Raw genomic sequence first — 26,378 nt, 5'->3', positions numbered from 1 at the left:
GCCGTGTTGTTGGAGTCGCATTATAGGGATAGTTCGAAGTGAGTCAACGGTTTTTAAAACGAAAACAATCGTTCGCCGCAAATTTAAACAGGATGCGATATTTATCGCCGCTCTGAGAGTTTGTTTAGCCAGATCTAATTGCATATCGGTAACATCGTTGAGGAATTGTCTCAGGGTGGTAGAATGTCGCCTACTTTTTCGAAATTCGAGCAACTGCCAGCTTTTGCTGGTCGGCGTAGCGTAATAAGGCATCGATCCCAATGAAAATCAAAACCCGCTTTGCACCCAGTCCTACCGGCTATCTCCACGTAGGTGGCGCGCGCACCGCGCTGTACTCCTGGCTGTTCACCCGTCATTTAGGCGGTGAGTTTGTGCTGCGTATCGAAGATACCGATCTTGAGCGCTCAACTCAGGAAGCCATCGATGCCATTATGGACGGTATGAACTGGCTGAATCTGGATTGGGATGAAGGCCCGTATTTCCAAACCAAACGTTTCGATCGCTACAATGCAGTGATTGACCAAATGTTAGAAAATGGCACTGCATATAGATGCTATTGTTCGAAAGAGCGTTTGGATGAATTACGCGAAGCCCAAATGGCGAACGGTGAAAAGCCGCGCTACGATGGCCGCTGCCGTGATAGCCAGTGTACCCATAGCGCTGATGAGCCATCGGTAGTGCGTTTTCGTAACCCACAGGAAGGCTCAGTTATTTTCAATGACAAAATCCGTGGCCCAATCGAATTCAGTAACCAAGAGCTGGATGATTTAATTATCCGCCGTACCGATGGTTCACCCACCTATAATTTCTGCGTAGTTATTGATGACTGGGATATGGAAATCACCCACGTTATCCGTGGCGAAGACCATATCAACAACACGCCGCGCCAGATTAACATTCTGAAAGCCTTAGGCGCGCCCGTTCCTGAATATGCTCACGTTTCGATGATTCTGGGTGATGATGGCAAAAAACTCTCTAAACGCCACGGCGCGGTTGGTGTCATGCAATACCGTGATGACGGCTATCTACCAGAAGCCCTGCTGAACTATTTGGTTCGCCTGGGTTGGTCGCATGGTGATCAGGAGATTTTCTCTGTTGCTGAGATGACCGAGCTGTTCACCCTTGATGCGGTAAGTAAATCCGCCAGTGCGTTCAATACTGAAAAACTGCAATGGCTAAACCATCACTATATCAATAGCCTGCCACCAGAGCAGGTTGCCGTTCACCTGTCATGGCAGGTTGAGCAGTTGGGTATTGATACCCGCAACGGCCCTGAATTGGTCGAGATCGTTAAACTGTTGGGTGAGCGCTGTAAGACACTAAAAGAAATGGCTGAATCTTGCCGTTACTTCTATGAAGAGTTTGATGAGTTCGACGCAGATGCGGCGAAAAAACATTTGCGTCCTGTTGCTCGCCAGCCGCTGGAAGCCGTCAAAGCCAAACTGGCTGCCATTACCGCATGGACCACTGAAAACGTTCACAACGCGATTCAGGGCACGGCTGATGAGTTAGGGGTAGGTATGGGTAAAGTCGGTATGCCGTTGCGTGTCGCGGTCACTGGTGCAGGCCAATCGCCAGGAATGGATGTGACTGTCCACGCGATCGGTCAGGCGCGCTCACTGGCTCGTATTGATAAAGCACTCACTTTTATCAGCGAACGTGAAGCACAACAATAGCGTCATCATTTCTATCTCTCTCAGGCGGCTTGCTTAAGTCGCCTTTTTTGTGCGGTTTGCTCACTGATTTGGCGGCTTTTTCAGCGCTTAACGCGAGAAATCGAATTAGCCGTTGACACTGTTTCAGTGGTTTCATATCATGCGCCCCGTTCACACGATTTATTATGTGCGCATTGGGGCTATAGCTCAGCTGGGAGAGCGCTTGCATGGCATGCAAGAGGTCGACGGTTCGATCCCGTCTAGCTCCACCAAATTTTCTGGTTTGATGAGATGTTCAAACTCAGTAAAATGGGTGGCATAATAGATAAATCAGTACGAACAACCACATTTGTGGGGCTATAGCTCAGCTGGGAGAGCGCTTGCATGGCATGCAAGAGGTCGACGGTTCGATCCCGTCTAGCTCCACCACTCTTTAGAAGACCGGCCTCTGGCCGGTCTTTTGCTTTGTGTTATTCGTTGATTTTCGAGGAGTTGCTTATGACCCAACAGCAACAAATCATTCACTGGCTACAGGCTGACTCTTATCGTATGCAGACTTTGCATATAGCCCGAGAGCTAAAGTTAAGTCAGTGGTGCCTGGCGGCGGGGTTTGTGCGTAATCTGGTGTGGGATCAACTGCATAGTCACCCTTCCTCGACACCACTGAACGATATTGATCTGGTCTATTTTGATAAGCAAGATGCCAGTGAACAACGCGATTCTCAGTTAGAAATGCGATTATTGCAGAAAACAGCCTCTCATAAGGCCCCCTTCCCCTGGTCAGTAAAAAACCAGGCCAGAATGCACTTGCGAAATGGCCGTCAACCCTATACCAGCACTGAAGATGCCATCAGCTATTGGGTTGAAGTAGAAACCGCTGTTGGAGCCAGCCTTGATGCTCAGGGTAATATTGAGCTGATAGCCCCTTTTGGTTTCGCTGCCCTGTTTGCTGGAACGATCACGTTAAATGCTAAAAATGGTGAGCTTGATACCTACCACCAACGCGTCAATGACAAGGGCTGGCTACAGCGCTGGCCTGATTTACGCCGAATAATCTAACCACTCAAAACAGTTCAAAAAACCACCAAATGATAAGATTTCGATAAGATTACGTAAAAAGCCCTTAATACGTTAAAGGTAAATATCTGCCCGCCGATAGAAACTATTCCAGTCATATTTTTAAGGAATAATTATGTCGAATACTATCTCCGCGACAACCGCTTCAGCGAGTGGAGGTTCCGGCACCTCTAACAGCAGTGCGGCTGCACAAATTAAATCTATTAATCAAGAGATTGAAAAATTAACAACCAAACTCAGCACGTTAAAAGATTCTGGTTTGACCACTGATGAGCTGCAAAAACAGCAACAACAAATTCAGAGTCAAATTGCAGCACTGCGCGCTGAAATTACGCGTATTCAGGCGAAAGAGGCCGATAAGGCTAAAGAAGATAATAATAACGTAAGCACACCTGCCGCTGATGGAGTCAATCACCCAACGGACCAGAACCTGATAAACGTTTATATTTAATAGATTAAAACAAAGTTAGGGCAATGGCAGGAGAGCGACCATCGCCCTATTTCAGGCGTTTGATTAACCACGTTTGAGTGGTTTTACCAAACTGTCTAATCCTTCAATTTTAATCGCCAGCGTCATCTCCATCAGCATACCCAGCTTGCCTTGCGGAAACTCACCTTTGCGGGCGAACCAAAGGAGGTACTCCTCTGGCAGGTCGATCAAGACTCGCCCTTGGTATTTGCCAAAGGGCATTCGGGTATTGGCTATCTCCACCAGATTCTCTTTTTCCACGTCACCCTCTCCGATTATGCACCCAGCAAGCGGATCATCTCAGCTTCATCGATGACCGTAATACCAAGTTCCTGCGCCTTGACCAGCTTCGAACCCGCAGCTTCACCGGCAATCACCAGATCAGTTTTCTTGGAAACACTGCCACTGACTTTTGCCCCTAGCGCAGTCAGGCGGTCTTTGGCTTCATCGCGCGAAAGCATTGTCAGTGAGCCGGTCAGTACCACTGTTTTACCGGCAAATGGGCTATCTATCTCTTCTACCACAATCTGCTGCGGCTCTGGCCAACTGATCACTTGCTCCAGCGCTTCGATAACCTTCTGATTATGTTCCTCATTGAGGAAGTTCATCACATGTTTTGCCACCACCTCGCCGACATCCTGCACGCTCTTTAAGGCATCAATGTCAGCTGCACGCAAATTGGCCAGATTACGAAAGTGAGCCGCCAAATTAGCCGCAGTTGCCTCACCCACTTCACGGATACCCAACGCATAGAGGAAGCGCGCAAAGGTGGTTTGTTTCGCTTTTTCCAACGCCACAATCAGGTTTTGCGCCGACTTTGGCCCCATTCGGTCCAAACCGGTCAGTTTGCCGGCAGTTAACGTGAACAGATCGGCCGGATTCTCAACATACTGTTTCTCAACCAGTTGTTCGATAATTTTGTCACCCATACCATCGACATCCAGTGCCCGGCGAGAGACAAAATGCTTCAGTGCCTCTTTTCGCTGCGCAGCACAGAACAGGCCGCCGGTACAGCGGGCAACCGCTTCCCCCTCAATGCGTTCGATATCCGAACCACATACCGGGCAGTGCTCGGGGAAAACTATCTCTTGGGTATCCTGAGGGCGTTGCTCCATCACCACGCCAACCACTTGCGGGATCACATCACCAGCACGGCGAACAATCACCGTATCGCCAATGCGCAAACCAAGTCGCTCAATCTCATCGGCATTGTGTAATGTGGCATTGCTGACAATCACACCGGCCACCTGCACCGGTTCCAGGCGCGCTACCGGCGTAATGGCACCAGTACGCCCGACCTGAAACTCGACTTCACGGACTTGGGTTATCTGTTCCTGCGCCGGGAATTTAAATGCGGTTGCCCAACGGGGTGCGCGTGCTACGAAACCAAGCTGCTCTTGCAAATCGAGGTCATCTACTTTGATGACCACACCGTCAATATCAAAACCTAAACCGGCACGGTCTTGTTCGACTTGACGATAGAAAGCGATCACTTGCTCGCTGCCAGTGCATAATTTAACCCGATCACTGACCGGCAATCCCCAGGCCTTAAATTGCATCAATCGCGCAATATGGCTGCGAGGCAGTTCACCGCCCTCCAATAAACCGACGCCATAGCAGAAGAAGGTTAAAGGCCGTTTGGCTGTAATGCGCGGATCAAGTTGACGTAATGAACCGGCGGCGGCATTACGTGGGTTGGCAAACACTTTGCCGCCTTTGCGACGTGCTTCATCATTAAGTTGCTCAAAACCGGCCAACGGCATAAACACTTCACCACGGACTTCCACCCGCCGCGGGATATTATCCCCATGCAGGCGCAGAGGAATGGCGCGGATAGTGCGCACATTGGCGGTAATATTTTCACCGGTTGTTCCATCACCACGGGTTGCGGCTCGAACTAACTCACCCTCTTCATATAACAGGCTGACCGCCAGGCCATCCAGCTTTAGCTCGCAGCAAAAGGTCAGCGGTTCAACGCTTTTCAGCCGATCATGCACCCGCTTGTCAAAAGCCAGATAACTCTCTTCATCGAAGACGTTATCCAGCGAGAGCATCGGCACTTCGTGTTTAACCTGCTCGAAAGCATCAAGGGGGGCGGCCCCCACACGCTGCGTCGGTGAGTCATTGGTAACTAATTCAGGATGTTGTGCTTCCAGCTCACGCAATTGCTGCATCAGGCGGTCATATTCAGCATCAGGGATCTCTGGTGCATCCAACACATGGTAGAGATGTTCGTGATGGCGCAATGAGGTTCTTAGTTGATTAATTTGCTGAATTATTGATTCCATAGCTCACCATCAAAGATAAAAAACCCCCGGCATGCGGGGGTTCGGGTTAATTCGATTCATTGCGAGGCAACGTTATCAGGCGCTGGCGTTTGCATCCAACACTTCGCGAATGCGGGCCTTGTACGTTTCCAGTTTTTGCGGGGTCATCATGCGACGTTCATCATCCAACACCACACCACCGACATCATCGGCAATACGTTGGGCTGATTGCAGCATTAACTTAAAGTTCTGATTCGCATCGCCATAAGACGGCACCATCATAAACATTGAGACACCCGGCGTTGAGAAATCAGACATGGTGTCAGGGTCAAACGAACCTGGTTTCACCATATTCGCCAGACTGAATAACACCGGGCCGCTGCCTGCTGGGCTGAGATGACGATGGAAAATACCCATCTCGCCGAACTGGAAACCAGACTGAAGCACACTCTGCAACAGCACTTCGCCGCCAAGAGCACCCCCATGATGCGCAGCCACATGCAGCACCAAAACAGCTTCTTTCAGTTTCTGTGGTTTCACTTCTGCTGGCGGAGCAACAGGTTCTGACTGCGGTTCCACATGCAAAGGCTCTGCGTGGCGCGGTTGCGAATAGGATTCACCAACCGCTCCCAGCAAAGGTTCACGCTGTGATTCATGCGGTGGTTGTTCAGCCGATAGCCCACCCAATAGAGGGTCGTCGTTTTCTATTTGCACCGAGCCTGTTTGCACTGAAGCAAAAGGTGTTTGGCGAGATTCCGCCTTAACCTGAACCGGCTTGGTTTCAGTATGCTTAATGACAGGCATGTCATCGTCGTCGTCAATGTGACTAAACGAAGGTTTATCTTGTGGATGAGCAGTGCGGACACGCACTTCTCCCACCCCTTCATCGAGACTCTCGATCGGGGTTTCAACACGTTCTTGTTTCGCACGTTTAACTGGGCGATCGCGAAAAAGTGAAGAGCGTTCTTTACGGCTGGTCCACAAACCATGCAATAACAACGCTATTATGGCGATCGCGCCAACAACGATTAATATCAGACGCAAATCCTGCATCATTACTATCTCTGTTGTTCCAATACATTGCCACCGCGGCAAACATTCACCCTTTAACTCTATTTCCCAACGAACACAAGTGCAAGTCCGTGCTCAATTTTCTTCGAAGAAAGATGATTATGCTAGGTCTTTCGCTCATTTTTTGCACAATATGCGACTATGCAGTGGGAAATCATATCGATATGATACCCCCGTCAATATGATTACTGAGAACTGAATGGCATGGCGTATACGCAAAAAGCAGTAAAAAAGGTCAGTGGTATCCATTATTTTGCACAAGGATGGCAGTTAATCTCCCGTCCAGGCATCCGGCGATTCGTCGCTTTGCCTCTGCTGGTGAATATTCTGCTGATGGGGGGCGCTTTCTGGTGGCTATTCAACCGGATAGGTGACTGGGTTCCACAACTGATGAGTCATGTTCCCGACGGATTACAATGGCTTAGTTATCTATTGTGGCCGGTGATGGTTATATCAGTGCTATTGGTATTCAGTTACCTGTTTAGCACCCTCGCCAACATCATCGCCGCCCCCTTTAGCGGTTTGCTGGCAGAACAACTGGAAGCGAGCCTAACCGGTAAACCGCTGCCAGACACTGGCATTTGGGGAATAGTAAAAGATTTGCCCCGCATTATGGCCCGTGAGTGGCAAAAACTGGCTTACTACCTGCCACGCGCATTGGGGTTGCTGGTGCTGTACTTTATTCCGGGTATCGGTCAGACGGTTGCACCGGTATTGTGGTTCCTGTTCAGTGCCTGGATGCTGTCGATTCAATATTGCGACTATCCTTTTGATAACCACAAAGTCAGTTTTCAGCATATGCGCAGTGCGCTACGTCAGGATAAGGTCGATAATTTACAGTTTGGGGCACTGGTGAGTTTATTCACTATGATTCCCTTCCTCAATCTGGTTATCCTGCCGGTTGCAGTCTGCGGTGCCACCGCAATGTGGGTCGATCGCTATCGCGACCAATTTATTCAACCAACGCGATAATATTATCCGGGCGTGCTGGTCACGCCCTATGGTCAAGATCAAAAGTTATTGGGATTAAAACTTATTTCCTAATAACATATCGATATACCAATTACTTACTTCCATAGCCACATTGTTAGCGTATGCTTTGAACGTTTCCTACATTTTCATAGAGTTAAAGGACGGGCTATGAGCAAGATATATGAAGACAACTCTTTAACAATCGGCCATACGCCGCTGGTTCGTCTGAACCGTATCGGTAACGGGCGCATTTTGGCGAAAGTTGAGTCGCGTAATCCAAGTTTCAGCGTTAAATGCCGCATCGGTGCCAATATGATTTGGGATGCTGAAAAACGCGGCATTCTCACCGCAGATAAAGAACTGGTTGAGCCTACCAGCGGTAATACCGGTGTCGCATTGGCCTTTGTTGCCGCAGCGCGCGGCTATAAATTGACCCTGACGATGCCGGAAACCATGAGCATTGAGCGCCGCAAGCTGCTAAAAGCGTTGGGGGCCAATCTGGTACTGACTGAAGGCGCTAAAGGAATGAAAGGGGCGATTGCCAAAGCGGAAGAGATTCAGGCAACCGATCCTGATCGCTATCTGATTTTGCAGCAATTCAGTAACCCTGCGAACCCAGAGATTCATGAAAAAACGACCGGCCCGGAAATCTGGGAAGATACCGATGGTGAAGTAGATGTGTTTATTGCCGGTGTCGGTACTGGTGGCACTCTGACCGGGGTTAGCCGCTACATTAAGAATACCAAAGGTAAAGCCATTACCACCGTTGCGGTCGAACCAACCGACTCTCCGGTTATTACGCAAGCGTTGGCTGGGCAGGAAATTAAACCCGGCCCGCATAAAATCCAGGGTATCGGCGCTGGTTTTATTCCCGGTAATCTCGATTTAGACCTGATTGACCGCGTTGCGTTAGTCACCAACGATGAAGCAATTTCAATGGCTCGCCGTCTGATGGACGAAGAAGGTATTCTGGCCGGTATTTCCTCTGGTGCAGCGGTTGCGGCAGCGGTCAAGCTTTTGCAAGAACCAGAGTTTACTAACAAAACAATTGTGGTTATTCTTCCCTCCTCGGGTGAGCGTTACTTAAGCACAGCATTGTTTGCAGATTTGTTCACTGAACAAGAACTGCAACAGTAATCATGCTGCGCACTAAATGCTAAAAAAGCACCCCTAGGGGTGCTTTTTTTGTGGCCCACATCAAATTTTTTACTACATAAAGATTGATTTTACCCTCTGGGTTTAGTATTTAACCGGTTAATTATTTTGATACGCGAAATTAATCGTACAGTGGTCTACACCTAAGCTGAATCGATTTAACCATTATGCAAAACAACAAAAAATGTCATCACTCGAACGCTGATTGAAGACATAATGCAAAGAGAGCATTATTCTTAGTTGTGATAGTAACGATTTTTGACCTAATTTCAGGTTTCATCGGAAACTGTCTTTGTGACTTGCCAGTGGTTGAGGCATAGTCATGCGCATACATATAAAATGTCGTCATGCGCGCACCAATACAGGCTAAAGTCTGGCATTTACACTAAACTTTAGCTCCACAACATAAATCCAAAATAAGTTGGGGAAATACTCATGTTCCAGCAAGAAGTTACCATTACTGCACCAAACGGTCTGCATACCCGCCCTGCTGCCCAGTTCGTTAAAGAAGCAAAAGGCTTCGCGTCTGAAATTACCGTGACCTCTAACGGTAAAAGTGCTAGCGCTAAAAGCCTGTTCAAACTGCAAACTCTGGGCCTGACCCAAGGTACTGTTGTTGTGATCTCGGCTGAAGGTGAAGATGAGCAGAAAGCGGTTGAGCATCTGGTAAAACTGATGGCAGAGCTTGAGTAATCACGCACGCTTTTTTAGTTAACACCAGTCAAGAGTAAGGTAGGGTTATGATTTCAGGCATTGCAGTATCACCGGGTATCGCTTTTGGTAAAGCACTTTTGCTGAAAGAAGATGAGATTGTCATCGACCGGAAAAAAATCACTCCTGAGAAAGTGGAGCAGGAAGTCGAACGTTTCAAATCTGGCCGCGCCAAAGCGTCTAGCCAATTAGAAACGATCAAGATCCAAGCTGGCGAAACATTCGGTGAAGATAAAGAGGCCATCTTCGAAGGGCATATTATGCTGTTGGAAGACGAAGAGCTTGAGCAGGAAATCATAGCCCTCATCAAAGATGATAAAATGACTGCTGAAGCAGCCGCTTATTCAGTCGTCGAAGGGCAAGCCAAAGCCCTGGAAGAGCTGGATGACGAATATCTGAAAGAACGCGCAGCTGACATGCGTGACATCGGCAAGCGCCTGTTGATGAACATTCTTAATATGCCGATTGTCGATCTAAGTGCAATTCATGATGAAGTCATTCTGCTGGCAACCGACTTAACGCCGTCAGAAACCGCGCAGATTAATCTGAACAAAGTATTGGGGTTCATCACCGATTTGGGCGGCCGCACGTCTCACACCTCGATTATGGCTCGCTCTCTGGAATTACCTGCAATTGTCGGCACCAGTGATGTGACCAAACAGGTGAAGAACGGCGATTTTCTGATTCTCGATGCGGTTAACAATAAAATTTACGTTAACCCAACCAGCGATGTGATCAGTGAGTTAAAAGCGGTGAAGGATCAATATATTGCCGAAAGAGACGAACTGGCTAAATTGAAAGACCTGCCAGCTATCACCCTTGATGGCCATCAGGTTGAAGTGGTTGCCAACATTGGTACTGTGCGTGATATCGCCGGTGCGGAGCGCAATGGCGCTGAAGGTGTTGGTCTGTACCGAACTGAATTCCTGTTCATGGATCGCGACTCGCTGCCCACTGAAGAAGAGCAGTTCCAGGCTTATAAAGCCGTTGCAGAAGCGATGGGTTCTCAGGCCGTTATCGTCCGTACTATGGACATCGGTGGTGACAAAGACCTGCCGTACATGAATCTGCCAAAAGAAGAAAACCCATTCCTGGGCTGGCGTGCCATCCGTATTGCTATGGACCGCAAAGAGATTCTGCACGCGCAATTGCGCGCCATCTTACGTGCCTCCGCGTTTGGCAAATTACGCATCATGTTCCCGATGATCATTTCGGTTGAAGAAGTGCGTGCACTGAAAGCAGAACTTGAACTGCTGAAGAGCCAATTACGCGAAGAAAACAAGGCCTTTGATGAAACCATCGAGGTCGGTGTGATGGTTGAAACACCTGCTGCGGCGGTTATCGCCCATCATTTAGCTAAAGAAGTTGACTTCTTTAGTATTGGGACAAACGATCTAACTCAGTATACTCTGGCGGTAGATCGTGGCAATGAGCTGATTTCTCATCTCTATAATCCAATGTCACCATCGGTATTGGGCCTGATAAAACAGGTAATTGATGCATCTCACGCTGAAGGTAAGTGGACCGGTATGTGCGGTGAACTTGCAGGCGACGAACGTGCTACACTGTTGCTATTGGGCATGGGGCTGGATGAGTTCAGCATGAGTGCGATTTCGATCCCACGCATCAAGAAGATTATCCGTAATACCAATTTCCAAGATGCAAAGGCGTTGGCTGAGCAAGCATTGACTCAACCTACTGCGCAAGAATTGATGGCGCTGGTTGACAAGTTCATCGAAGAAAAAACACTCTGCTAATTCCACGATACTGGAACGCTGCCCAATATAAATTCTAAATAATTCGAGTTGCGGGAAGGCGGCAAGTGAGAGAGTCCCGATGAGCTTACTGTGTTGTAAGTGATTCGGGTGATTGAACGCAGCCAACGTACATGCAGCTTGAAGTATGACGAGTATAAATACTTAGGAGAAGATCATGGGTTTGTTCGATAAACTGAAATCATTGGTTTCAGATGATAAAAAAGACAGTGGCATTATTGAAATCGTAGCGCCGTTGTCCGGTGAAATCGTCAACATTGAAGATGTTCCTGATGTTGTTTTTGCAGAGAAAATCGTTGGTGATGGTATTGCCATCAAGCCTTCAGGCAATAAAATGGTTGCTCCTGTAGATGGCACCATCGGTAAGATTTTTGAAACCAACCATGCTTTTTCTATCGAATCAGACAGCGGCATTGAGCTGTTCGTCCACTTCGGTATTGATACTGTTGAACTGAAAGGCGAAGGCTTCAAACGCATCGCGGAAGAAGGTCAGCGCGTCAAGAAAGGTGATGTAGTTATCGAGTTCAATCTGGCCTTGCTGGAAGAGAAAGCCAAGTCGACACTGACGCCGGTTGTTATCTCTAACATGGACGAGATTAAAGAACTGATCAAACTGTCTGGTAGTGTTACCGTGGGTGAGACACCCATTATTCGTATCAAGAAGTAATCTCATACGAATGAAAAACGGCACTCAAGGGTGCCGTTTTTGTTGTCTAAAATTAGTCATTCTGTGGCTAGCCAACGTGGAACTCGCAGTGTAATCACTAACCCTCCCTGTTCGCCATTTCTTGCTTCAACCTGCCCGCCATGTGCCAGAATCACTTTACGGGTAATCGCCAATCCCAAGCCATAGCCTTTGCCTGACATCGCTGACTTCACACGAACAAAGGGGTCGAAAATACTGGAGAGTTGGCTCTCTTCCACCCCTGGCCCCTGATCCGCCACCTGAATCTGATAACACTTATCGAGCGGAGAAAGTGTGACGCTAACTTGCTGCCCATAGGCTGAAAAACGCAGCGCATTGCGCACGATATTATCAAAAGCTCGTCGCATCAATTCAGCATTGCCTTTAACGGTGTATTCAATAGCGGGTAACACTTGCAGAAGGATTTCTACCCCCGGCACCTGAGCCTCAAAACGGGCGTCATTCACCACCACTTTCACTAACTCGTGCAAATCAAAGTACTCGTCATCATCTGCCAGATTGTGATTCTCAGCACGGGATAGTGCCAATAGCTCGCCAATCATCTTATCCAGGCGTTTCGACTCATGCTCAATACGCTGTAACGCACTTTCGACGTTAACCGGGTTTTGGTGTGCCAGCCCGATGGCTAATTGTAAGCGAGCTAATGGGGAGCGTAATTCATGAGAAACGTCATGCAATAGCTGTTCACGGGCGCTAACCAACACCTCAAGGCGCTCGGCCATTGAGTCAAAGTCCCGCGCCACGTCGGTCAGTTCATCGTGACGGCGGCGCATCACTGGCAATAATCGCACTGACAAATCCCCTTGAGCGACTCGCTCAAAACCCGCACTTAGCTGACGCATTGGCCGCGTCAGGTTCCAGGCCAGAAGCGCGCTAAAGAACAAGCCACCTAACACCCCCATCCAAATCATCGGGATAGGAATATTCAGGATCTCATGGCGATTCTCATCGGGGCCGTTTCGTGGATTGAGCGCACCCAGACCATCAATATCGTAGCTGATTCGGTAGTTTTTCCCATCAGCCCCTTTCACCAACGTGGTTATTTCCTTGCGATAAAACTCAGCGTCACGGCCATCTGATACTTTGGCCTCCGCCTGCGTTTGTGCCGCTACAGGTAAGACAGAAAAATGACTTTTGTCAGATTCTGACCAGCCGGAAAGCATATTATTCAACGCAGGCAAGCCGCCGCTATATAATACTGAGGCCGCTGAAGCTATCTGCAATTTGGCTATTTGCCGCACCATTTCACGCTCAGGCGGTTCATGGTGATTGCCGTAAAAGGAAAATACCCCCCACAGCATCTGAGTCATTAAAATAAAGGTAACCCAAAATCCCAGTAGGATTTTCCAGAACAACCTTCCGCGCATAAGCTATATCACTCCATTATTGGCATTCATCGGATGCGATAGCCAATGCTACGTACCGTTTCAATATTCAGCGTGTTACCCGGCAACGCGGCAAGCTTCTGGCGGATATTACTGATATGCACATCAACACTACGGTCATAGGCTTCCCGTGGCCGCCCTAGCCCTTTGTCGGACAGTTCATCTTTAGTGACCACTCGCTCCGGTGAACGTAATAATAATTCCAGTAAGTTAAATTCCGATGCTGTCAGGTCAAAGGACTTACCGCGCCATTCACTGCTACGAGTTGATGGATTGAGTATCAGCGCCCCCTGCGTGATGACACTTTTATCAGAAAATACTACGTCGGGATGCTCATCAAAACGGCGCAACACCGCGCGCAGTCGTGCCACTAACTCACGCGGATAACAGGGTTTCGGCATATAATCGTCAGCCCCCATTTCCAGACCAATAACCCGGTCAATATTATCGCCTTTGGCCGTCAGCATAATGATCGGTAAACGGCTCTTTTTGCGTACCTGCTGCAATACCTCAATGCCACTCATATCAGGCAACATAATGTCGAGAATCAGCGCAGAATAGTTACCGGACAAGGCTGCGGTAATACCCGCTTTGCCGGTTAATACCAATTCGGCATTAAAACCCTCACCGCTCAGGTATTCCCGCAACATCGTGCCCAGCTCAATATCATCATCGACTAACAAAATTTTCATTTTTAACTCTCCTGCCTGATTTTCGCTATTTTCATGCCTATTCATACCGCGTGCAGCCAGTTTTACTCAATCCTTACATATTCCTGAATCTCACTTAACTCACACCCACGGATTCAGACGGTAAATTACCCCCAGCGCTTTTATTCCCCCTTTCACTCAGATGTTTCAAGGATTTTTGATTGATTATGCAACAGATTACAGGCTCGAAACGACGCCTTATCGGGTTGACCATCTTGCTGTTCATCGCCGGTGGCATCCTGTTATTTCGACTCATTTCGCCCACAGAAAGACCCGGTTATATCACCGCAACAGCGGAAACTCGCACACTGGAACAGACCGTCCTGGCGGATGGCACTATCAAGGCACAAAAACAGGTGACTGTCGGTGCTCAGGTTTCAGGGCAAATCAAAGCCCTGCATGTCACCTTGGGGCAGCCGGTTGCAAAAGATCAGTTGGTGGCTGAGATTGATGATCTTACCCAGCAAAATGCCCTGAAAGATGCACAGGAGGCACTGAAAAATGTGTTAGCCCAGCGCGCGGCTAAAGAGGCAACCCAGAAAAATAACCAGTTAACCTACCAACGCCAGCAACAAATCCTCGCCAAAGGGCTTGGTGTACGGGCCGATTTTGACAGCGCCAGAGCGACGTTAGAAAGCACTCAGGCAGAAATCAATGCGCTGGATGCACAGATTGCACAGGCAGAAATTGCTGTCAGCACAGCTAAACTCAATCTTGGTTATACAAAGATCAGTTCGCCCATTGCCGGAACCGTGGTCGCAATCCCGGTTGAAGAGGGGCAAACCGTCAATGCCGTACAAAGTGCGCCCACCATTATCAAGGTGGCTCGGCTCGACACCATGACCATCGAAGCACAAATCTCTGAAGCTGACGTAGTGAAAGTCAAAACAGGGATGCCGGTCTACTTCACTATTTTGGGCTACCCAGCAGAGCGTTTCAGCGCCACATTACGGGCAATCGAACCCGCGCCTGATTCGATCAACGATGAAACCACCACAACCTCATCATCCAGTTCCACCAGCAGCGCCTCCACCACCACCGCCATTTATTATAACGGCTTGTTTGATGTGGCTAACCCGAACGGCGTTTTACGTATTTCAATGACCGCGCAGGTCTATATCGTGCTGAACAACGTCGAGAACGCGGTGGTTATCCCCGCCACGGCGTTGGAGCGCAACCAAGGGAAAGACGGCGTTCAGGTGGTGAGTGATAGCGGAGAAATCAGCTTGCGCGCAGTGACTGTCGGGCTAAATAACAATATCGATGCGCAAATTCTCTCCGGTTTGCAAACCGGAGAACGGGTGATCGTCAGCCAGGGCAGCAGCAGCGCCACCAACAACAAGGCCCAACGTATGGGGCCACCGATGGGGATGTAACTGATGACAAACCTCAAACAAGGTAAAATTCTACTTCAGCTTGATAATGTTAGCCGCGAGTTTGTTAATGGAGAACAGACAGTTCATGTGCTGAAAGATATCAATTTGACCATTTATAGCGGTGAGATGGTGGCGATTGTCGGGGCATCCGGTTCCGGTAAATCGACGTTAATGAATATCCTCGGCTGTCTGGATAAGCCCAGTTCAGGCGAGTATCTGGTGGCAGGACGCATCCCTCAGCATTTGGATAGCAATGAATTAGCTGAATTACGCCGTAAACATTTTGGCTTTATTTTTCAGCGCTATCATTTACTGAATGATTTAAGTGCGCAAGAAAATGTCGAAATCCCAGCTATTTATGCCGGAATTAATCGTGAAGAACGCCGCCAACGTGCTGCCAACTTGCTCTCGCGCCTGGGGTTAGTTGACCGATTGGATTATCGCCCAAGCCAGCTTTCCGGTGGACAACAACAACGGGTCAGTATCGCGAGGGCATTGATGAATGGCGGAGAAGTGATTCTGGCCGACGAGCCTACTGGCGCACTGGATACGCACAGCGGCACAGAAGTCTTGAGTATTCTAAAGGGCTTACATCAGCAAGGCCATACCGTGGTAATAGTCACTCACGATATGTCGATTGCACAACATGCTCAGCGGATTATCGAACTCAAGGATGGCGAGGTGATTGCAGACAGACCAATGCATCAACCAGAGTTACCCGCGAAAATAAGCACGATACTAACGCCTGACATTGCCCATAAACCACCGCTAACATCATGGAAAGCACAGCGTGACCGCCTGCGTGAGGCGTTCAAAATGGCAATACTGGCAATGGGTTCACAGCGTTTACGCACCGTACTGACCATGCTGGGAATTATTATTGGTATTGCCTCGGTGGTATCGGTCGTGGCGCTGGGAAAAGGTTCGCAACAACAGGTGCTGGCTAATATCAACGCGATGGGAACCAGCACGTTGGAAATCTTCCCCGGCAAGGATTTCGGCGATATGCGTTCTGCCACCATTCATACGCTACGCTCTACCGATGCCGATGCACTGGCGCAGCAAGGTTATATTCACAGCGTAACACCCGCGATTTCTACCAGTACTACGCTGCGCTATGGCAATAAGTCAGTCAGTGGCTCCGTCAATGGTGTCGGTGAACAGTATTTTCTGGTACGCGGTTACACCCTCAAGCAGGGTATGGCGTTTACCCGTACCAGCGTCGATGGTCTGATGCAAGAAGCGGTGATTGACGAAAATACCCGTGACAAGCTGCTTCCTCAGGGTGAAACACCGATCGGCAAAGTTATCTTGCTCGGCTCCCTACCCTGTCGGGTAATTGGTGTGGCGGCCAAAAAGCAAAGTGGTTTTGGCAGTGACGAGAATCTTAACGTATGGATTCCTTACACTACCGCGATGAAACGTATGTTGGGACAATCCTATTTGAAAAGCATCACGGTGCGAGTGAATGATGATATTGATCTGGCGAATGCTGAACAAGGTGTAACCAAGCTACTCACCCAACGGCACGGTACGCAGGATTTTTTCGTTATGAATACCGACAGCATCCGCCAAACCATTGAGAAAACCACCTCAACCATGACATTACTGGTATCGATGATAGCGGTTATCTCATTGGTGGTCGGGGGTATTGGAGTGATGAATATCATGCTGGTATCAGTTACCGAGCGCACCAAAGAGATAGGGGTGAGAATGGCTGTTGGCGCACGAGCCAGCGATATTATGCAGCAATTTTTGATTGAAGCGGTACTGGTATGCCTACTGGGTGGCTGCCTCGGCGTGGTGTTATCACTGGGGATTGGTCTGTTGTTCAGTCAATTTAGCAGCAGTTTTTCAATGGTTTACTCTGTGACATCCATTATCACCGCATTTATCTGCTCCAGTTTGATTGGCGTGGTTTTTGGTTTCTTCCCCGCTAAACGGGCAGCACAAATGGACCCTATCAGAGCATTGGAACGAGAGTAGGGTTTATATAGCAAGAGTAGGAGTTATATTTTGCGCAATTGATCGGGGGGTGTATTGGGGCACTCCCTTTCAAAAACACCGGTCGATAAATATCGGTCCCCACGATCGCAGATAATCGCTACTATCAACGCGCCTGGATTTTCGGCAGCGACGCGCAAGGCACCAGCTACCGCGCCACCAGAGCTAACACCACAGAAGATCCCCTCTTCTGTTGCCAGCCGGCGCATGGTCTGCTCTGCCGAAATCTGCGAGATATCCAACACTAGATCCACCAACTCAGGGCGGAAAATTCCCGGCATATACTCCGGTGACCAACGGCGAATCCCCGGAATACTGCTGCCCTCGGCCGGTTGCAGGCCGATAACCGCAATATGCGGATTCTGGCTTTTCAGATACTGGCTTACCCCGGTAATGGTGCCGGTGGTGCCCATACTGGAAACAAAATGGCTCACTTTACCGACAGTTTGTTGCCAGATTTCCGGCCCAGTGCCGGTGAAATGCGCATAAGGGTTATCAGTATTATTAAACTGATCTAACACCTTACCTAGCCCTTCAGCCTGCATCAGCAATGCCCTATCGCGCGCACCTTCCATGCCCTGCTCGCGGCTAACCAAAATCAGCTCGGCCCCATAGGCGCGCATAGCGGCCTGACGTTCCTGGCTCATGTTTTCCGGCATCAGTAATTTCAGTTGATACCCCTTCATGGCGGCAATCATCGCCAGCGCAATGCCAGTATTACCGCTGGTTGCCTCGATCAACACATCACCCGGAGCTATTTCGCCACGCAATTCTGCCTGTTGGATCATCGCTAGTGCGGCACGGTCTTTCACCGAACCAGCAGGATTATTGCCTTCCAATTTGACCCAAATCTCAGCATTCAGCCCTTGGCTCATGCGTTGCAGTTTTACCAGCGGGGTGTTGCCTATGCAGTGTTCGAGGGTTGTCACTGTAAATACCTTTATTTACTAATAAGAAAAAGGTGGCTATCAGGCCACCTTTCAGACTGCTGAAAAAGTCAAATGAAGGGGAATCGTGCCGTTGGGGTCGTAACGGCGTGAGCCGTCGGAGTGCCCCTAGGTGCGGTAAACCCTTTACTCACTGTGTTATCAGCAGCTTTGTCATGAATCAAAAGGTGGTTATTGCGCCACCTTTGTTCGCCATATACAGAAAAACTTATCAGGCGCTTTGGGCTAAAGCAATGGGTTGCAGTAATTGATCGCCAGAATATAAGCGAGCATTTAATCCACCAACATAATAACGAGTGCCGCGTACCGGAGTGTCAATGTTACCTTCCGGCAACACCACACTAATAGGATCCTGATGCCAACCAATAGGTTGCACCGTCAATTGCCAGAAATGACCACGCGGGCTGACTTCAAGCACCTGAACCGGCAGCGGGCAGCGCGAGCTGGATTGAGTATTGACTTCCATCTCCCACGGTCGCAGGAAGAGATCAACGCAGCCCTGGTGCATCGGCGCTAAATCCAGCGGCCAATGGTGCGCGCCGATAAATAACTGTGAACCGCGAATTTCACCACTCAAACGGTTAACTTCACCGAGGAACTCCAGTACGAAACGGGTCGCCGGGTCGCGCCACACTTCATCTGGCGTGCCAACTTGTTCGATATTGCCCTGACTCATCACCACCACGCGATCAGCCACTTCCATCGCTTCTTCCTGATCGTGGGTGACAAATACGCTGGTGAATTTCAACTCTTCATGTAACTGACGCAACCAACGGCGCAACTCTTTACGCACTTGCGCATCCAATGCACCAAAGGGTTCATCCAATAACAGAATTTGTGGTTCAACGGCCAGCGCACGCGCCAGCGCAACACGCTGCTTCTGCCCGCCAGAAAGCTGTGATGGATAGCGGTTAGCCAGATGGCCTAATTGCACCATCTCTAGCAACTGCGCCACTTTCTGCTTAATCGTCGCCGCATTTGGCCGCTCACGGCGCGGCAATACTGTCAGGCCAAACGCGATATTATCGAACACCGTCATATGGCGGAACAAGGCGTAATGCTGGAACACAAACCCGACACGTCGATCGCGGGCATGGAGGCGGCTGACATCAGTTCCGTGGAAACTTAAACGCCCGGCGTTCTGGTTTTCCAGCCCGGCAATAATGCGCAATAAGGTGGTTTTCCTGAACCAGAAGGGCCAAGCAGTGCCACCATCTGACCAGACGGAATATCAAGCGAGATGTTGTTCAGTACTTTGGTGCGACCAAAATACTTGCTGATATTATCAATCTCAATGCTCATGCTTTTGCTCCTGTTCGAGACGTACAACCTGACGCGCAAGACGCCATTGCAGGCCGCTTTTCAGAAAAAGGGTCACGATTGCCATCAAGGTCAACAGCGCGGCGGCGGTAAATGCCCCGGCGGTGTTGTAATCCTGATGCAACAACTCAACTTGCAGCGGCAAGGTGTAAGTCTCGCCACGAATAGAACCAGATACCACTGAGACTGCGCCGAACTCACCAATAGCGCGGGCGTTGGTCAACACCACGCCATACAGCAATGCCCAGCGAATATTGGGCAGTGTGACGCGGCGAAACATCTGCCAGCCAGATGCGCCCAGCAATACTGCGGCTTCGTCTTCCTGACTGCCCTGACTCATCATCACCGGCACCAGTTCACGTACCACAAATGGGCAGGTGACAAAGATGGTCACCAGCACCATACCGGGCCAGGAGAACATCAGTTGAATATCGTGAGAATCCAACCAGCTACCTGCCACACCATTCGAGCCATAAAATAGCAGATACATCAGGCCGGCAACCACCGGTGAAACGGCAAACGGAATATCAATTAACGTCATCAATAGCTGGCGACCGGGGAAGACAAAGCGCGTCACCAGCCAGGCCAATACCACACCAAAGACCAAATTGACCGGCACGGTAATCAGCGCCACCAACACGGTGAGCCAAATGGCGTGCAACATGTCCGGGTCTAATAAATTTTGCCCAACCACCACCATCCCTTTGGAAAAAGCAGTGATAAAGATCCACACCATCGGGATCACCAGCAATAGCACCGAGAACACCGCGCCGATAGCAATCAGCGTCCATTTACCCCAATTGACAGGCGGGCGAGCCACACCGTTAAATTCTGTGATATCCGCCATCAGTGCCCACCTATCCGCCGACCGAAGCGGCTTTGCAAGGTATTAATACTGAACAACAGCAACAATGAAACCGCCAAAATAACCGAGGCGATGGCGCTGGCTGCCGGGTAATCAAATTCTTGTAAGCGGATGAAAATCATCAGCGAGGTGACTTCCGTCTTCCAGGCGAGGTTACCGGCGATAAAGATAACCGCGCCGAACTCACCCAAGCTGCGGGTAAAGGATAATGCCGTGCCAGCTAACAAGGCCGGTGCCAGTTCTGGCAACACCACTAATCGGAAGCTCTGCCAGCGGCTGGCACCCAGAGTTTCCGCCGCTTCTTCATATTCCGGCCCTAACTCTTCCAATACCGGTTGTACGGTGCGCACCACAAACGGCAAACTGGTGAAGGCCATCGCCACCGCAATACCTAACCAGGTAAAGGAGACTTTGATGCCGAACCACTCGTTTAACCAGGCACCGTACCAGCCAGTGGTCGAGAACAGAGTGGCGAGCGTCAGGCCCGCTACCGCAGTGGGCAAGGCGAACGGTAAATCCATCAAACCATCCAGCAAACTGCGCCCGGGGAACTGATAGCGCGTCAAAATCCACGCCATCAACATGCCAAATACCGCATTGAAGACACTCGCTACACCCGCGGCCAGTAAAGTGACTTTATAAGCGGCAACCACCTGAGGGTTAGTGATTACCTCCCAGTACTGTGCCCAGCTCATCTGGGCCACTTGCATCACTAACGCGCTGAGCGGCAATAACAAGATCAGGCAGGTGTAAAGCAGGCTGCTCCCCAGGCTGAGGGTAAATCCGGGCAGAACCCGTTTACTGGATGCCGACAACATTACTGATGCCCTTGCGCTAACAATTTATCCAGCACGCCGCCGGTGGTGAAGTGGGTAGTCATCACCTGTGGCCAGCGACCAAATTGATCTTCAACGCGGAACAGTTTGGTATCAGGGAATTGGGATTTGGCTACTGCCATCGCTGCTTTATCGTAAACACGGTAGTTGAAGCGGGTAATGACCTGCTGTGCCGGTGGGCTGTAGAGATAAGTGAGATAAGCTTTGGCGACTTTTTCACTGCCATTCTTCTCGACGTTTTTATCCACCCAGGCCACGGGGAACTCCGCCAGAATATCCACTGGCGGGACAATGACTTCATACTTGTCGCTGCCATACTCTTTGCGGATATTGTTGACTTCAGATTCAAAACTGATCAGCACATCACCCAAGCCACGCTCAACAAAAGTGGTGGTAGCACCACGCCCGCCGGTGTCAAAAACCACCACGTTTTTCAGGAAGCGCTTCATCCAATCACGGGTTTTGGCCTCGTCTTTGCCATTAGCTTGCTCGGTGGCTCCCCAAGCGGCCAGATAGGTATAACGGCCATTACCAGAGGTTTTTGGATTCGGGAATACCAGTTTGACGTCTTCACGCACCAAATCATTCCAGTTGTGGATATTCTTGGGGTTGCCCTTACGTACCAGAAACGCCATCGTGGAGTAGAACGGCGAGCTGTTGTTGGGTAAACGCGCCTGCCAATCAGCCGGAATAAGATTGCCGCGGTCATGCAAGATTTGCACATCGGTGACCTGGTTATAGGTCACCACATCCGCTTTCAGCCCTTGCAAAATGGCCAATGCCTGTTTGGAAGAACCGGCATGAGATTGTTTGATAGTCAGTTTGTCGCCGGGATTCTGTTGTTCCCACTGCTGCTGGAAGCCGGGGTTGAGCGCGGTGAATAACTCGCGCGAAACATCATAAGAGCTGTTGAGCAACTCAGTGGCAGCCGCCGTTGCGCTGCCAAAAATTAACGCACTAAATAAGGCAACAACGGGCCTTCTATTTTTCTGTGTGAAAATCTGTTTCATTCTGCACCTTATTCACTGAGTCACCGCGTTCACATTCATTCAAAATGCTGTGCCTTTAATATCTTCAGTGTATTTATAACTAGGTGCATACCTATAACGCTTTTATATACCGTTTAGTGATGTTCAAGTATCAAATGCTCTAAGCCAGCAACAACGCTGGTCGCCAGCCACTCTTTTTTACCCGGTGAATTGTCAAACCAAGTGCAACACCTTATCAAAATAGACTTCATAAGCTGTTTGCCAATTTAAACATTTAAAAGCCCGGCTAAACAGCACCGGGCAATAAAAAGCGTTTTTAGCTAAAAATATTATTTCTGTATAACAACGCTGGCAGGCACCGGGCCGATAGCACCAAGAATGGCTTGCAGTCGATGGCATCGACCCGATGGCGAACCCAGCGCGGTGAAGGCTAAGATGTTGCGCAATGGATACCCCTAAAATCGGTGCCAATTCCCCACGTTATAGGTAAAGCTCAACCCCGCCGCACGCTGATCGGTATCAAAATAGCCGCCCAGCAGTTTTGGTAATAACACGGCGATGCAACTGCATGATATTGATGCCGGCAACCCACGTCAGCCACTACGAGCGCGAACCAAAGAGAAAAAATAAGTGGTACTTAATAGAATGCGCGATGCAGTCGCTATTTAAGTTCGGTCCAATCCCAAAATAGGCCGGATATCCGGCCTTTCGTTATTATAGTGACAATAACTTAGTCAGCGATGGCGCAAAGTAATAACTGCCGGTCACCGGTTTGCTGAAACGTAATAAAGCATCGTATTTGTTATCTAGCTCACCAAACATACTCAACAACTGCTGCTCGATATTATGTAAGCGCGCACAATAGGCAATGAAATATAAACCGTGTTTACCGCTGGCAGTACCGTAAGGCAAACTTTGGCGCAGAATTTTTAAGCCTTTACCATTCTCTTTGAGGTCTACTCGGCTGACATGTGAAGTGACCGGGCGCTGATCGGCAGGCAACTCTTGGCTGTCATGCTTGGTACGCCCCACAATTTTCTCTTGTTCATGTTCAGATATGCGCTGCCAGCCCTTCAGATTATGTTCATAACGCTGAACCAGCACATAACTACCACCGGCATCTTCTTTGCCATCAGCGATGACTGCCACGTCCGGGCGGCTCTCCCCTTGTGGGTTTTCGGTACCGTCAATGAAACCCGTGAAATCACGCTCTTCAACCCAACGGAAGCCATGTGTCTCTTCTTCAACGGTAATTGCATCGCCAAACGCTGCAACAGCGGCCTGCGCTAACGTAAAATTAATATCCTGACGCAATGATTGGATATGAATCAACAAGTCACGTTGAGTTGCAGGTGCCAATCCTTTACCCAATGGAGCAAAGGGTTTTAACTCACTCGCACCTTGGCCGCAGGATAAGTCGTGCCAAATATCTGAGCCAAAAGCGATCACCGCCCCTAAATGCTCATTAGGGAATTTCTGTTGTAATTCTTGTAATGATTGACAGAATTTTTTGCTCCCCTGACGAATGGCGTCTAAATCGCCCTTCACTTTTGCTTCCATAAAAATGGCGAAACGACAATGTTCCAGCAGGATGCCACTCTGAACCTGAGTCATGTTTATTTCCTCGCTAAAAACCGGTGTTAATTATGCGGGATATAATAGCTGAAACGATTAGGATTACCTTGCGTAAGCGCAAAATAAAATTAGGCAGAGCCTGTGATACCAACGGTGGGATTTATATTAAGGCACCCAAATCAGTGGCCGTGCCTTAATATAGAAATAAGAATCAGAGAATACGATTTATTCGCTTTTGGCGCGCCAAGTAATCTTGCTCACTTTCCAGCTTTGCAACGTATCATCAGATGGCATTAAGCCCTCTGGCCCATACCAGTTACCCTCAAATAAATAGCTGACATGCTTACTGTCAGGTGCCGCACACTCGATTTGAGAGGCATCATCACCGCTCCCTTTATGGCATGAACCGAATGCTTTTTTATAGAGTTCACTAAATGGTGTACCAATTGTGACACCCCACTGGCTGGGAATTGTCTTATCCATGACATCAATACGCTCTACTGTGCCTTTGGGCTGCCCGGAGATAACCAGCTTGATTTGGTCCTCTTTCATCGCCTGATAGAAGGAAACCAGTTGACCGTCATTGGTCGCCATGCCACTACGCAGCCGGTAATCACCTTTCAGCCCTGCTTTGATATCGTTCTCAATCAACGGGGTATTGGCGGTAATGCCGCCTACGCCTTGATCCGTCACCTGCATACTGCTGCTGCTAAACCAATTGAGCGGCGACAGGCTGGACCAGGAAAAACCTGACATTGTTGAACACCCGGCCAACAACAAAGGGGTACTCAGTAGTACCAAACGCACCCCAGACAACCGTGGGCGAGTATTCATTTAAAGCTCCTTAAAAAAACCACATCCGATGAGCTTTTCTGCATGGTGTAAAATGCAGAGACAGCTACATGTGCAGTTTAAAAATGATAACCAGTGGTTGGAGTCCACACAACGAAGAAAGTGCCATAACCGTGCGGTTTTTAATTATCATGATCGGTCAACGAGGGACTTACCCTACACTTGCAACGCGTAAAAACCACCGTAACGATTGATAAAATATATGTTAGCCCCCATTTAATCACTGGGCCACAATATTTGAGAATGCCTTAAGACAAACTTGGTCTACTATTGGCTACCAGAGAGACATGTATGGTCTCTGCTTTCAAACGTAATGATTCATTCATTGAAGGAGCAATAAAATGAAGAAATTAACCTTAGCTGCAACCTTGGTTATGCTATGCAGCACACCTTTCCTGGCACAAAGTGCAACCAATCCTGCGCAAGGGGGCTTTGATGGCCCGGCGACGACACAAACTCAACCGGCAACTCAGGGGGGCTTCTCAGGCCCAAGTGCGACCAATACCACGGTAGAAAAAGTCAAAACCATGCGCGACGACACTCGCGTTACTCTGCAAGGTAATATCGTCGAGCGTTTAGGCCATGATACTTATACTTTCCGCGATGGCACCGGTACTATTACCGTTGATATTGATAGTAAACACTGGAACGGTCAAACCATTACTCCACAAGATAAAGTACAAATCGAAGGGAAAGTGGATAAAGACTGGAATTCGGTAGAAGTTGATGTAAAAAGCATCACTAAGATTAAGTAATTAATCGTTACCCTATCCTCTATAACCTTAATGGGTTTATGAGGGTAGGGTTATTGGCGGATTATTTAGCCGCAATTTACTGCAAATGGGGTGGCTGAAAAAGTATCAACTCAATGGGTTACTTTAACCAACCCTCAATACCCCTGATCCACAATCAGCCGTTTGCCCAGCATAATCGTGTCTTGGGTTTCGTAATCGAGCTTTTCATACATGCCAATGACCGCGTCATTGTCTTCGCGCACCATGATATTCAGCTTTGGGCAGCCACGGGCAATCAATTTCTTTTCCAAACGGCTGATCAGCGCATTGGCAAAGCCAATTTAAGCTCTGGTGTAAACTGGGGTTAAGACTATATTTTCAATAAAAATCAAAATTTTATATAAACAAAGAATTGCAGAGCACGAGGTTGAATTGCAGTATTGTGCGTTATAAGTGTGGCAAGATTGTGGCGTAGTAACATCAAGATTTAGTGTAAGATTTTTCCTGTTCCTCTACCGCGATGTCTTTTAATCACTCTGCAAGTATTGCACTCATGTGAAACCCGATGCGATCTAACGCAAGAAACATGGTCGCAAGATGGAGTGCTTATGCAAGACTTAATGACTGCCGAACAACTTTCTAAAATCATCCATAAAACCGTGGCCAGTATCCGCAGCGATGCCACACGCAATCCAATTTCATTACCACCGATCTGCCGATTGCCCAATACTAAGCGCTTATTGTGGCGCTTGGAAGATGTAGAACAATGGTTGGCTTGCCATGTGTGTACTCCACAGCAACCACCCCTACCTGGCTCAATAAATCTTGTTGTTCCTGCCAAACGTGGCCGCCCAACAAAAGCGGAGCAAATCGCCCGCAACAAAAAAAGATCAGTACTGCCGATAGCTCTTAAAACCGGGCGATAAT

23 protein-coding genes, 2 tRNA genes and 3 pseudogenes are annotated in these 26,378 nt (G+C 48.9%); 14 read left to right on the top strand and 14 right to left on the bottom strand.

From position 1 onward, the window contains the following. Positions 1-260: 260 nt before the first annotated feature. The 5 genes from gltX (at position 261) to YALDO0001_RS12665 (ending at position 3,183) form a co-directional block, all read left to right on the top strand. Positions 261-1,676: a glutamate--tRNA ligase gene (gene gltX / locus YALDO0001_RS12685; protein WP_004703778.1), complete on the top strand. Its 1,416-nt coding sequence runs from the start codon at positions 261-263 to the stop codon at positions 1,674-1,676. A gap of 175 nt (positions 1,677-1,851) precedes the next feature. Beyond that, positions 1,852-1,927, top strand: a tRNA-Ala gene (locus YALDO0001_RS12680). A gap of 81 nt (positions 1,928-2,008) precedes the next feature. Beyond that, positions 2,009-2,084 (top strand) — tRNA-Ala (locus YALDO0001_RS12675). Between the two features lie 69 nt (positions 2,085-2,153). Beyond that, positions 2,154-2,714 (top strand): nucleotidyltransferase family protein, encoded by a 561-nt coding sequence (locus YALDO0001_RS12670; RefSeq protein ID WP_004703775.1) that lies wholly within the window; start codon positions 2,154-2,156, stop codon positions 2,712-2,714. Positions 2,715-2,847: 133 nt separating this feature from the next. Further along, positions 2,848-3,183, top strand: coding sequence for a FlxA-like family protein (locus tag YALDO0001_RS12665; RefSeq protein WP_004703773.1), 336 nt, complete (start codon positions 2,848-2,850; stop codon positions 3,181-3,183). A 63-nt stretch (positions 3,184-3,246) separates the two neighbouring features. Here the strand turns inward: YALDO0001_RS12665 and YALDO0001_RS12660 are convergent, their stop codons facing one another. The 3 genes from YALDO0001_RS12660 to zipA form a co-directional block, all read right to left on the bottom strand. Beyond that, positions 3,247-3,462: a DUF3820 family protein gene (locus YALDO0001_RS12660; protein WP_004703771.1), complete on the bottom strand. Its 216-nt coding sequence runs from the start codon at positions 3,460-3,462 to the stop codon at positions 3,247-3,249. 14 nt (positions 3,463-3,476) lie between these two features. Beyond that, positions 3,477-5,489 (bottom strand): NAD-dependent DNA ligase LigA, encoded by a 2,013-nt coding sequence (gene ligA / locus YALDO0001_RS12655; protein ID WP_004703769.1) that lies wholly within the window; start codon positions 5,487-5,489, stop codon positions 3,477-3,479. A 75-nt stretch (positions 5,490-5,564) separates the two neighbouring features. Next, positions 5,565-6,524: a cell division protein ZipA gene (zipA, locus tag YALDO0001_RS12650; RefSeq protein WP_004703767.1), complete on the bottom strand. Its 960-nt coding sequence runs from the start codon at positions 6,522-6,524 to the stop codon at positions 5,565-5,567. 219 nt (positions 6,525-6,743) lie between these two features. Between zipA and cysZ the strand changes: the two genes are divergently transcribed. From cysZ to crr, 5 genes are all read left to right on the top strand, one after another. Further along, the gene (cysZ, locus tag YALDO0001_RS12645; protein ID WP_004703766.1) at positions 6,744-7,511 is read left to right on the top strand and encodes a sulfate transporter CysZ; all 768 of its coding nucleotides are present in this window, start codon (positions 6,744-6,746) and stop codon (positions 7,509-7,511) included. Positions 7,512-7,679: 168 nt separating this feature from the next. Further along, positions 7,680-8,648, top strand: coding sequence for a cysteine synthase A (cysK, locus tag YALDO0001_RS12640; RefSeq protein ID WP_004703763.1), 969 nt, complete (start codon positions 7,680-7,682; stop codon positions 8,646-8,648). Between the two features lie 453 nt (positions 8,649-9,101). After that, positions 9,102-9,359: a phosphocarrier protein Hpr gene (gene ptsH / locus YALDO0001_RS12635; protein ID WP_004703762.1), complete on the top strand. Its 258-nt coding sequence runs from the start codon at positions 9,102-9,104 to the stop codon at positions 9,357-9,359. A 47-nt stretch (positions 9,360-9,406) separates the two neighbouring features. Next, positions 9,407-11,134, top strand: coding sequence for a phosphoenolpyruvate-protein phosphotransferase PtsI (ptsI, locus tag YALDO0001_RS12630; protein WP_004703759.1), 1,728 nt, complete (start codon positions 9,407-9,409; stop codon positions 11,132-11,134). 175 nt (positions 11,135-11,309) lie between these two features. Then, entirely contained in the window at positions 11,310-11,819 is a 510-nt protein-coding gene (gene crr / locus YALDO0001_RS12625) for a PTS glucose transporter subunit IIA (protein WP_004703758.1), read from the top strand. 56 nt (positions 11,820-11,875) lie between these two features. Here crr and YALDO0001_RS12620 read toward each other — a convergent pair whose 3' ends face one another. After that, positions 11,876-13,225: an ATP-binding protein gene (locus tag YALDO0001_RS12620; protein WP_042839995.1), complete on the bottom strand. Its 1,350-nt coding sequence runs from the start codon at positions 13,223-13,225 to the stop codon at positions 11,876-11,878. 26 nt (positions 13,226-13,251) lie between these two features. Next, positions 13,252-13,935, bottom strand: a complete 684-nt coding sequence (locus YALDO0001_RS12615) for a response regulator transcription factor (protein WP_042839994.1) — start codon at positions 13,933-13,935, stop codon at positions 13,252-13,254. A gap of 185 nt (positions 13,936-14,120) precedes the next feature. Between YALDO0001_RS12615 and YALDO0001_RS12610 the strand changes: the two genes are divergently transcribed. Next, the gene (locus YALDO0001_RS12610; RefSeq protein WP_042839993.1) at positions 14,121-15,329 is read left to right on the top strand and encodes an efflux RND transporter periplasmic adaptor subunit; all 1,209 of its coding nucleotides are present in this window, start codon (positions 14,121-14,123) and stop codon (positions 15,327-15,329) included. Between the two features lie 3 nt (positions 15,330-15,332). Further along, entirely contained in the window at positions 15,333-17,315 is a 1,983-nt protein-coding gene (locus tag YALDO0001_RS12605; RefSeq protein ID WP_004703750.1) for a MacB family efflux pump subunit, read from the top strand. A 23-nt stretch (positions 17,316-17,338) separates the two neighbouring features. Here YALDO0001_RS12605 and cysM read toward each other — a convergent pair whose 3' ends face one another. The 8 genes and pseudogenes from cysM to YALDO0001_RS12570 form a co-directional block, all read right to left on the bottom strand. Next, on the bottom strand, positions 17,339-18,262 hold the full coding sequence (gene cysM, locus YALDO0001_RS12600; RefSeq protein WP_004703749.1) for a cysteine synthase CysM: 924 nt from the start codon (positions 18,260-18,262) through the stop codon (positions 17,339-17,341). 229 nt (positions 18,263-18,491) lie between these two features. Continuing rightward, positions 18,492-19,582 (bottom strand): annotated as a pseudogene (cysA, locus tag YALDO0001_RS12595) (sulfate/thiosulfate ABC transporter ATP-binding protein CysA). Continuing rightward, positions 19,572-20,447 (bottom strand): sulfate/thiosulfate ABC transporter permease CysW, encoded by an 876-nt coding sequence (gene cysW / locus YALDO0001_RS12590; protein WP_004703745.1) that lies wholly within the window; start codon positions 20,445-20,447, stop codon positions 19,572-19,574. The pseudogene cysA and the gene cysW overlap by 11 nt, the downstream one beginning before the upstream one ends. Then, on the bottom strand, positions 20,447-21,283 hold the full coding sequence (gene cysT / locus YALDO0001_RS12585) for a sulfate/thiosulfate ABC transporter permease CysT (protein ID WP_042839991.1): 837 nt from the start codon (positions 21,281-21,283) through the stop codon (positions 20,447-20,449). Before cysT ends, cysW begins: the two co-directional genes overlap by 1 nt. Next, positions 21,283-22,311: a sulfate ABC transporter substrate-binding protein gene (locus YALDO0001_RS12580; RefSeq protein ID WP_004703742.1), complete on the bottom strand. Its 1,029-nt coding sequence runs from the start codon at positions 22,309-22,311 to the stop codon at positions 21,283-21,285. The genes cysT and YALDO0001_RS12580 overlap by 1 nt, the downstream gene beginning before the upstream one ends. A gap of 375 nt (positions 22,312-22,686) precedes the next feature. Then, positions 22,687-22,850 (bottom strand): annotated as a pseudogene (locus tag YALDO0001_RS21315) (MFS transporter); the annotation flags it as partial. Between the two features lie 154 nt (positions 22,851-23,004). After that, positions 23,005-23,904 carry a Dyp-type peroxidase gene (locus YALDO0001_RS12575; protein WP_004703737.1) on the bottom strand — a complete coding sequence of 300 codons (900 nt, stop codon included), beginning with the start codon at positions 23,902-23,904 and terminating at the stop codon, positions 23,005-23,007. A 186-nt stretch (positions 23,905-24,090) separates the two neighbouring features. Next, the gene (locus YALDO0001_RS12570) at positions 24,091-24,699 is read right to left on the bottom strand and encodes an RpoE-regulated lipoprotein (protein WP_004703736.1); all 609 of its coding nucleotides are present in this window, start codon (positions 24,697-24,699) and stop codon (positions 24,091-24,093) included. Between the two features lie 359 nt (positions 24,700-25,058). Here YALDO0001_RS12570 and YALDO0001_RS12565 point away from each other — a divergent pair, with 359 nt between their 5' ends. Continuing rightward, positions 25,059-25,472: a YgiW/YdeI family stress tolerance OB fold protein gene (locus YALDO0001_RS12565; RefSeq protein ID WP_004703734.1), complete on the top strand. Its 414-nt coding sequence runs from the start codon at positions 25,059-25,061 to the stop codon at positions 25,470-25,472. 134 nt (positions 25,473-25,606) lie between these two features. On the opposite strand, the pseudogene YALDO0001_RS12560 reads toward YALDO0001_RS12565, so the two are convergent. Next, positions 25,607-25,789, bottom strand: a pseudogene (locus tag YALDO0001_RS12560) (GNAT family N-acetyltransferase); the annotation flags it as partial. Between the two features lie 270 nt (positions 25,790-26,059). On the opposite strand from YALDO0001_RS12560, the gene YALDO0001_RS12555 reads away from it, so the two are divergent. Continuing rightward, positions 26,060-26,377, top strand: a complete 318-nt coding sequence (locus YALDO0001_RS12555; RefSeq protein ID WP_042661356.1) for a hypothetical protein — start codon at positions 26,060-26,062, stop codon at positions 26,375-26,377. Position 26,378 lies beyond the last annotated feature (1 nt).

This window comes from Yersinia aldovae ATCC 35236, from assembly GCF_000173735.1.
Classification (GTDB): domain Bacteria; phylum Pseudomonadota; class Gammaproteobacteria; order Enterobacterales; family Enterobacteriaceae; genus Yersinia; species Yersinia aldovae.
This window is presented reverse-complemented; position numbering and strand designations above follow the sequence as displayed.

Excerpts from the sequence above, each read along its gene's own strand:
- gltX (WP_004703778.1), top strand. The coding sequence starts at position 261 with ATGAAAATCAAAACCCGCTTTGCACCCAGTCCTACCGGCTATCTCCAC.
- YALDO0001_RS12670 (WP_004703775.1), top strand. The coding sequence starts at position 2,154 with ATGACCCAACAGCAACAAATCATTCACTGGCTACAGGCTGACTCTTAT.
- YALDO0001_RS12665 (WP_004703773.1), top strand. The coding sequence starts at position 2,848 with ATGTCGAATACTATCTCCGCGACAACCGCTTCAGCGAGTGGAGGTTCC.
- ligA (WP_004703769.1), bottom strand. The coding sequence starts at position 5,489 with ATGGAATCAATAATTCAGCAAATTAATCAACTAAGAACCTCATTGCGC.
- zipA (WP_004703767.1), bottom strand. The coding sequence starts at position 6,524 with ATGATGCAGGATTTGCGTCTGATATTAATCGTTGTTGGCGCGATCGCC.
- cysZ (WP_004703766.1), top strand. The coding sequence starts at position 6,744 with ATGGCGTATACGCAAAAAGCAGTAAAAAAGGTCAGTGGTATCCATTAT.
- cysK (WP_004703763.1), top strand. The coding sequence starts at position 7,680 with ATGAGCAAGATATATGAAGACAACTCTTTAACAATCGGCCATACGCCG.
- ptsH (WP_004703762.1), top strand. The coding sequence starts at position 9,102 with ATGTTCCAGCAAGAAGTTACCATTACTGCACCAAACGGTCTGCATACC.
- ptsI (WP_004703759.1), top strand. The coding sequence starts at position 9,407 with ATGATTTCAGGCATTGCAGTATCACCGGGTATCGCTTTTGGTAAAGCA.
- crr (WP_004703758.1), top strand. The coding sequence starts at position 11,310 with ATGGGTTTGTTCGATAAACTGAAATCATTGGTTTCAGATGATAAAAAA.
- YALDO0001_RS12620 (WP_042839995.1), bottom strand. The coding sequence starts at position 13,225 with ATGCGCGGAAGGTTGTTCTGGAAAATCCTACTGGGATTTTGGGTTACC.
- YALDO0001_RS12615 (WP_042839994.1), bottom strand. The coding sequence starts at position 13,935 with ATGAAAATTTTGTTAGTCGATGATGATATTGAGCTGGGCACGATGTTG.
- YALDO0001_RS12610 (WP_042839993.1), top strand. The coding sequence starts at position 14,121 with ATGCAACAGATTACAGGCTCGAAACGACGCCTTATCGGGTTGACCATC.
- YALDO0001_RS12605 (WP_004703750.1), top strand. The coding sequence starts at position 15,333 with ATGACAAACCTCAAACAAGGTAAAATTCTACTTCAGCTTGATAATGTT.
- cysW (WP_004703745.1), bottom strand. The coding sequence starts at position 20,447 with ATGGCGGATATCACAGAATTTAACGGTGTGGCTCGCCCGCCTGTCAAT.
- cysT (WP_042839991.1), bottom strand. The coding sequence starts at position 21,283 with ATGTTGTCGGCATCCAGTAAACGGGTTCTGCCCGGATTTACCCTCAGC.
- YALDO0001_RS12580 (WP_004703742.1), bottom strand. The coding sequence starts at position 22,311 with ATGAAACAGATTTTCACACAGAAAAATAGAAGGCCCGTTGTTGCCTTA.
- YALDO0001_RS12575 (WP_004703737.1), bottom strand. The coding sequence starts at position 23,904 with ATGACTCAGGTTCAGAGTGGCATCCTGCTGGAACATTGTCGTTTCGCC.
- YALDO0001_RS12570 (WP_004703736.1), bottom strand. The coding sequence starts at position 24,699 with ATGAATACTCGCCCACGGTTGTCTGGGGTGCGTTTGGTACTACTGAGT.
- YALDO0001_RS12565 (WP_004703734.1), top strand. The coding sequence starts at position 25,059 with ATGAAGAAATTAACCTTAGCTGCAACCTTGGTTATGCTATGCAGCACA.
- YALDO0001_RS12555 (WP_042661356.1), top strand. The coding sequence starts at position 26,060 with ATGCAAGACTTAATGACTGCCGAACAACTTTCTAAAATCATCCATAAA.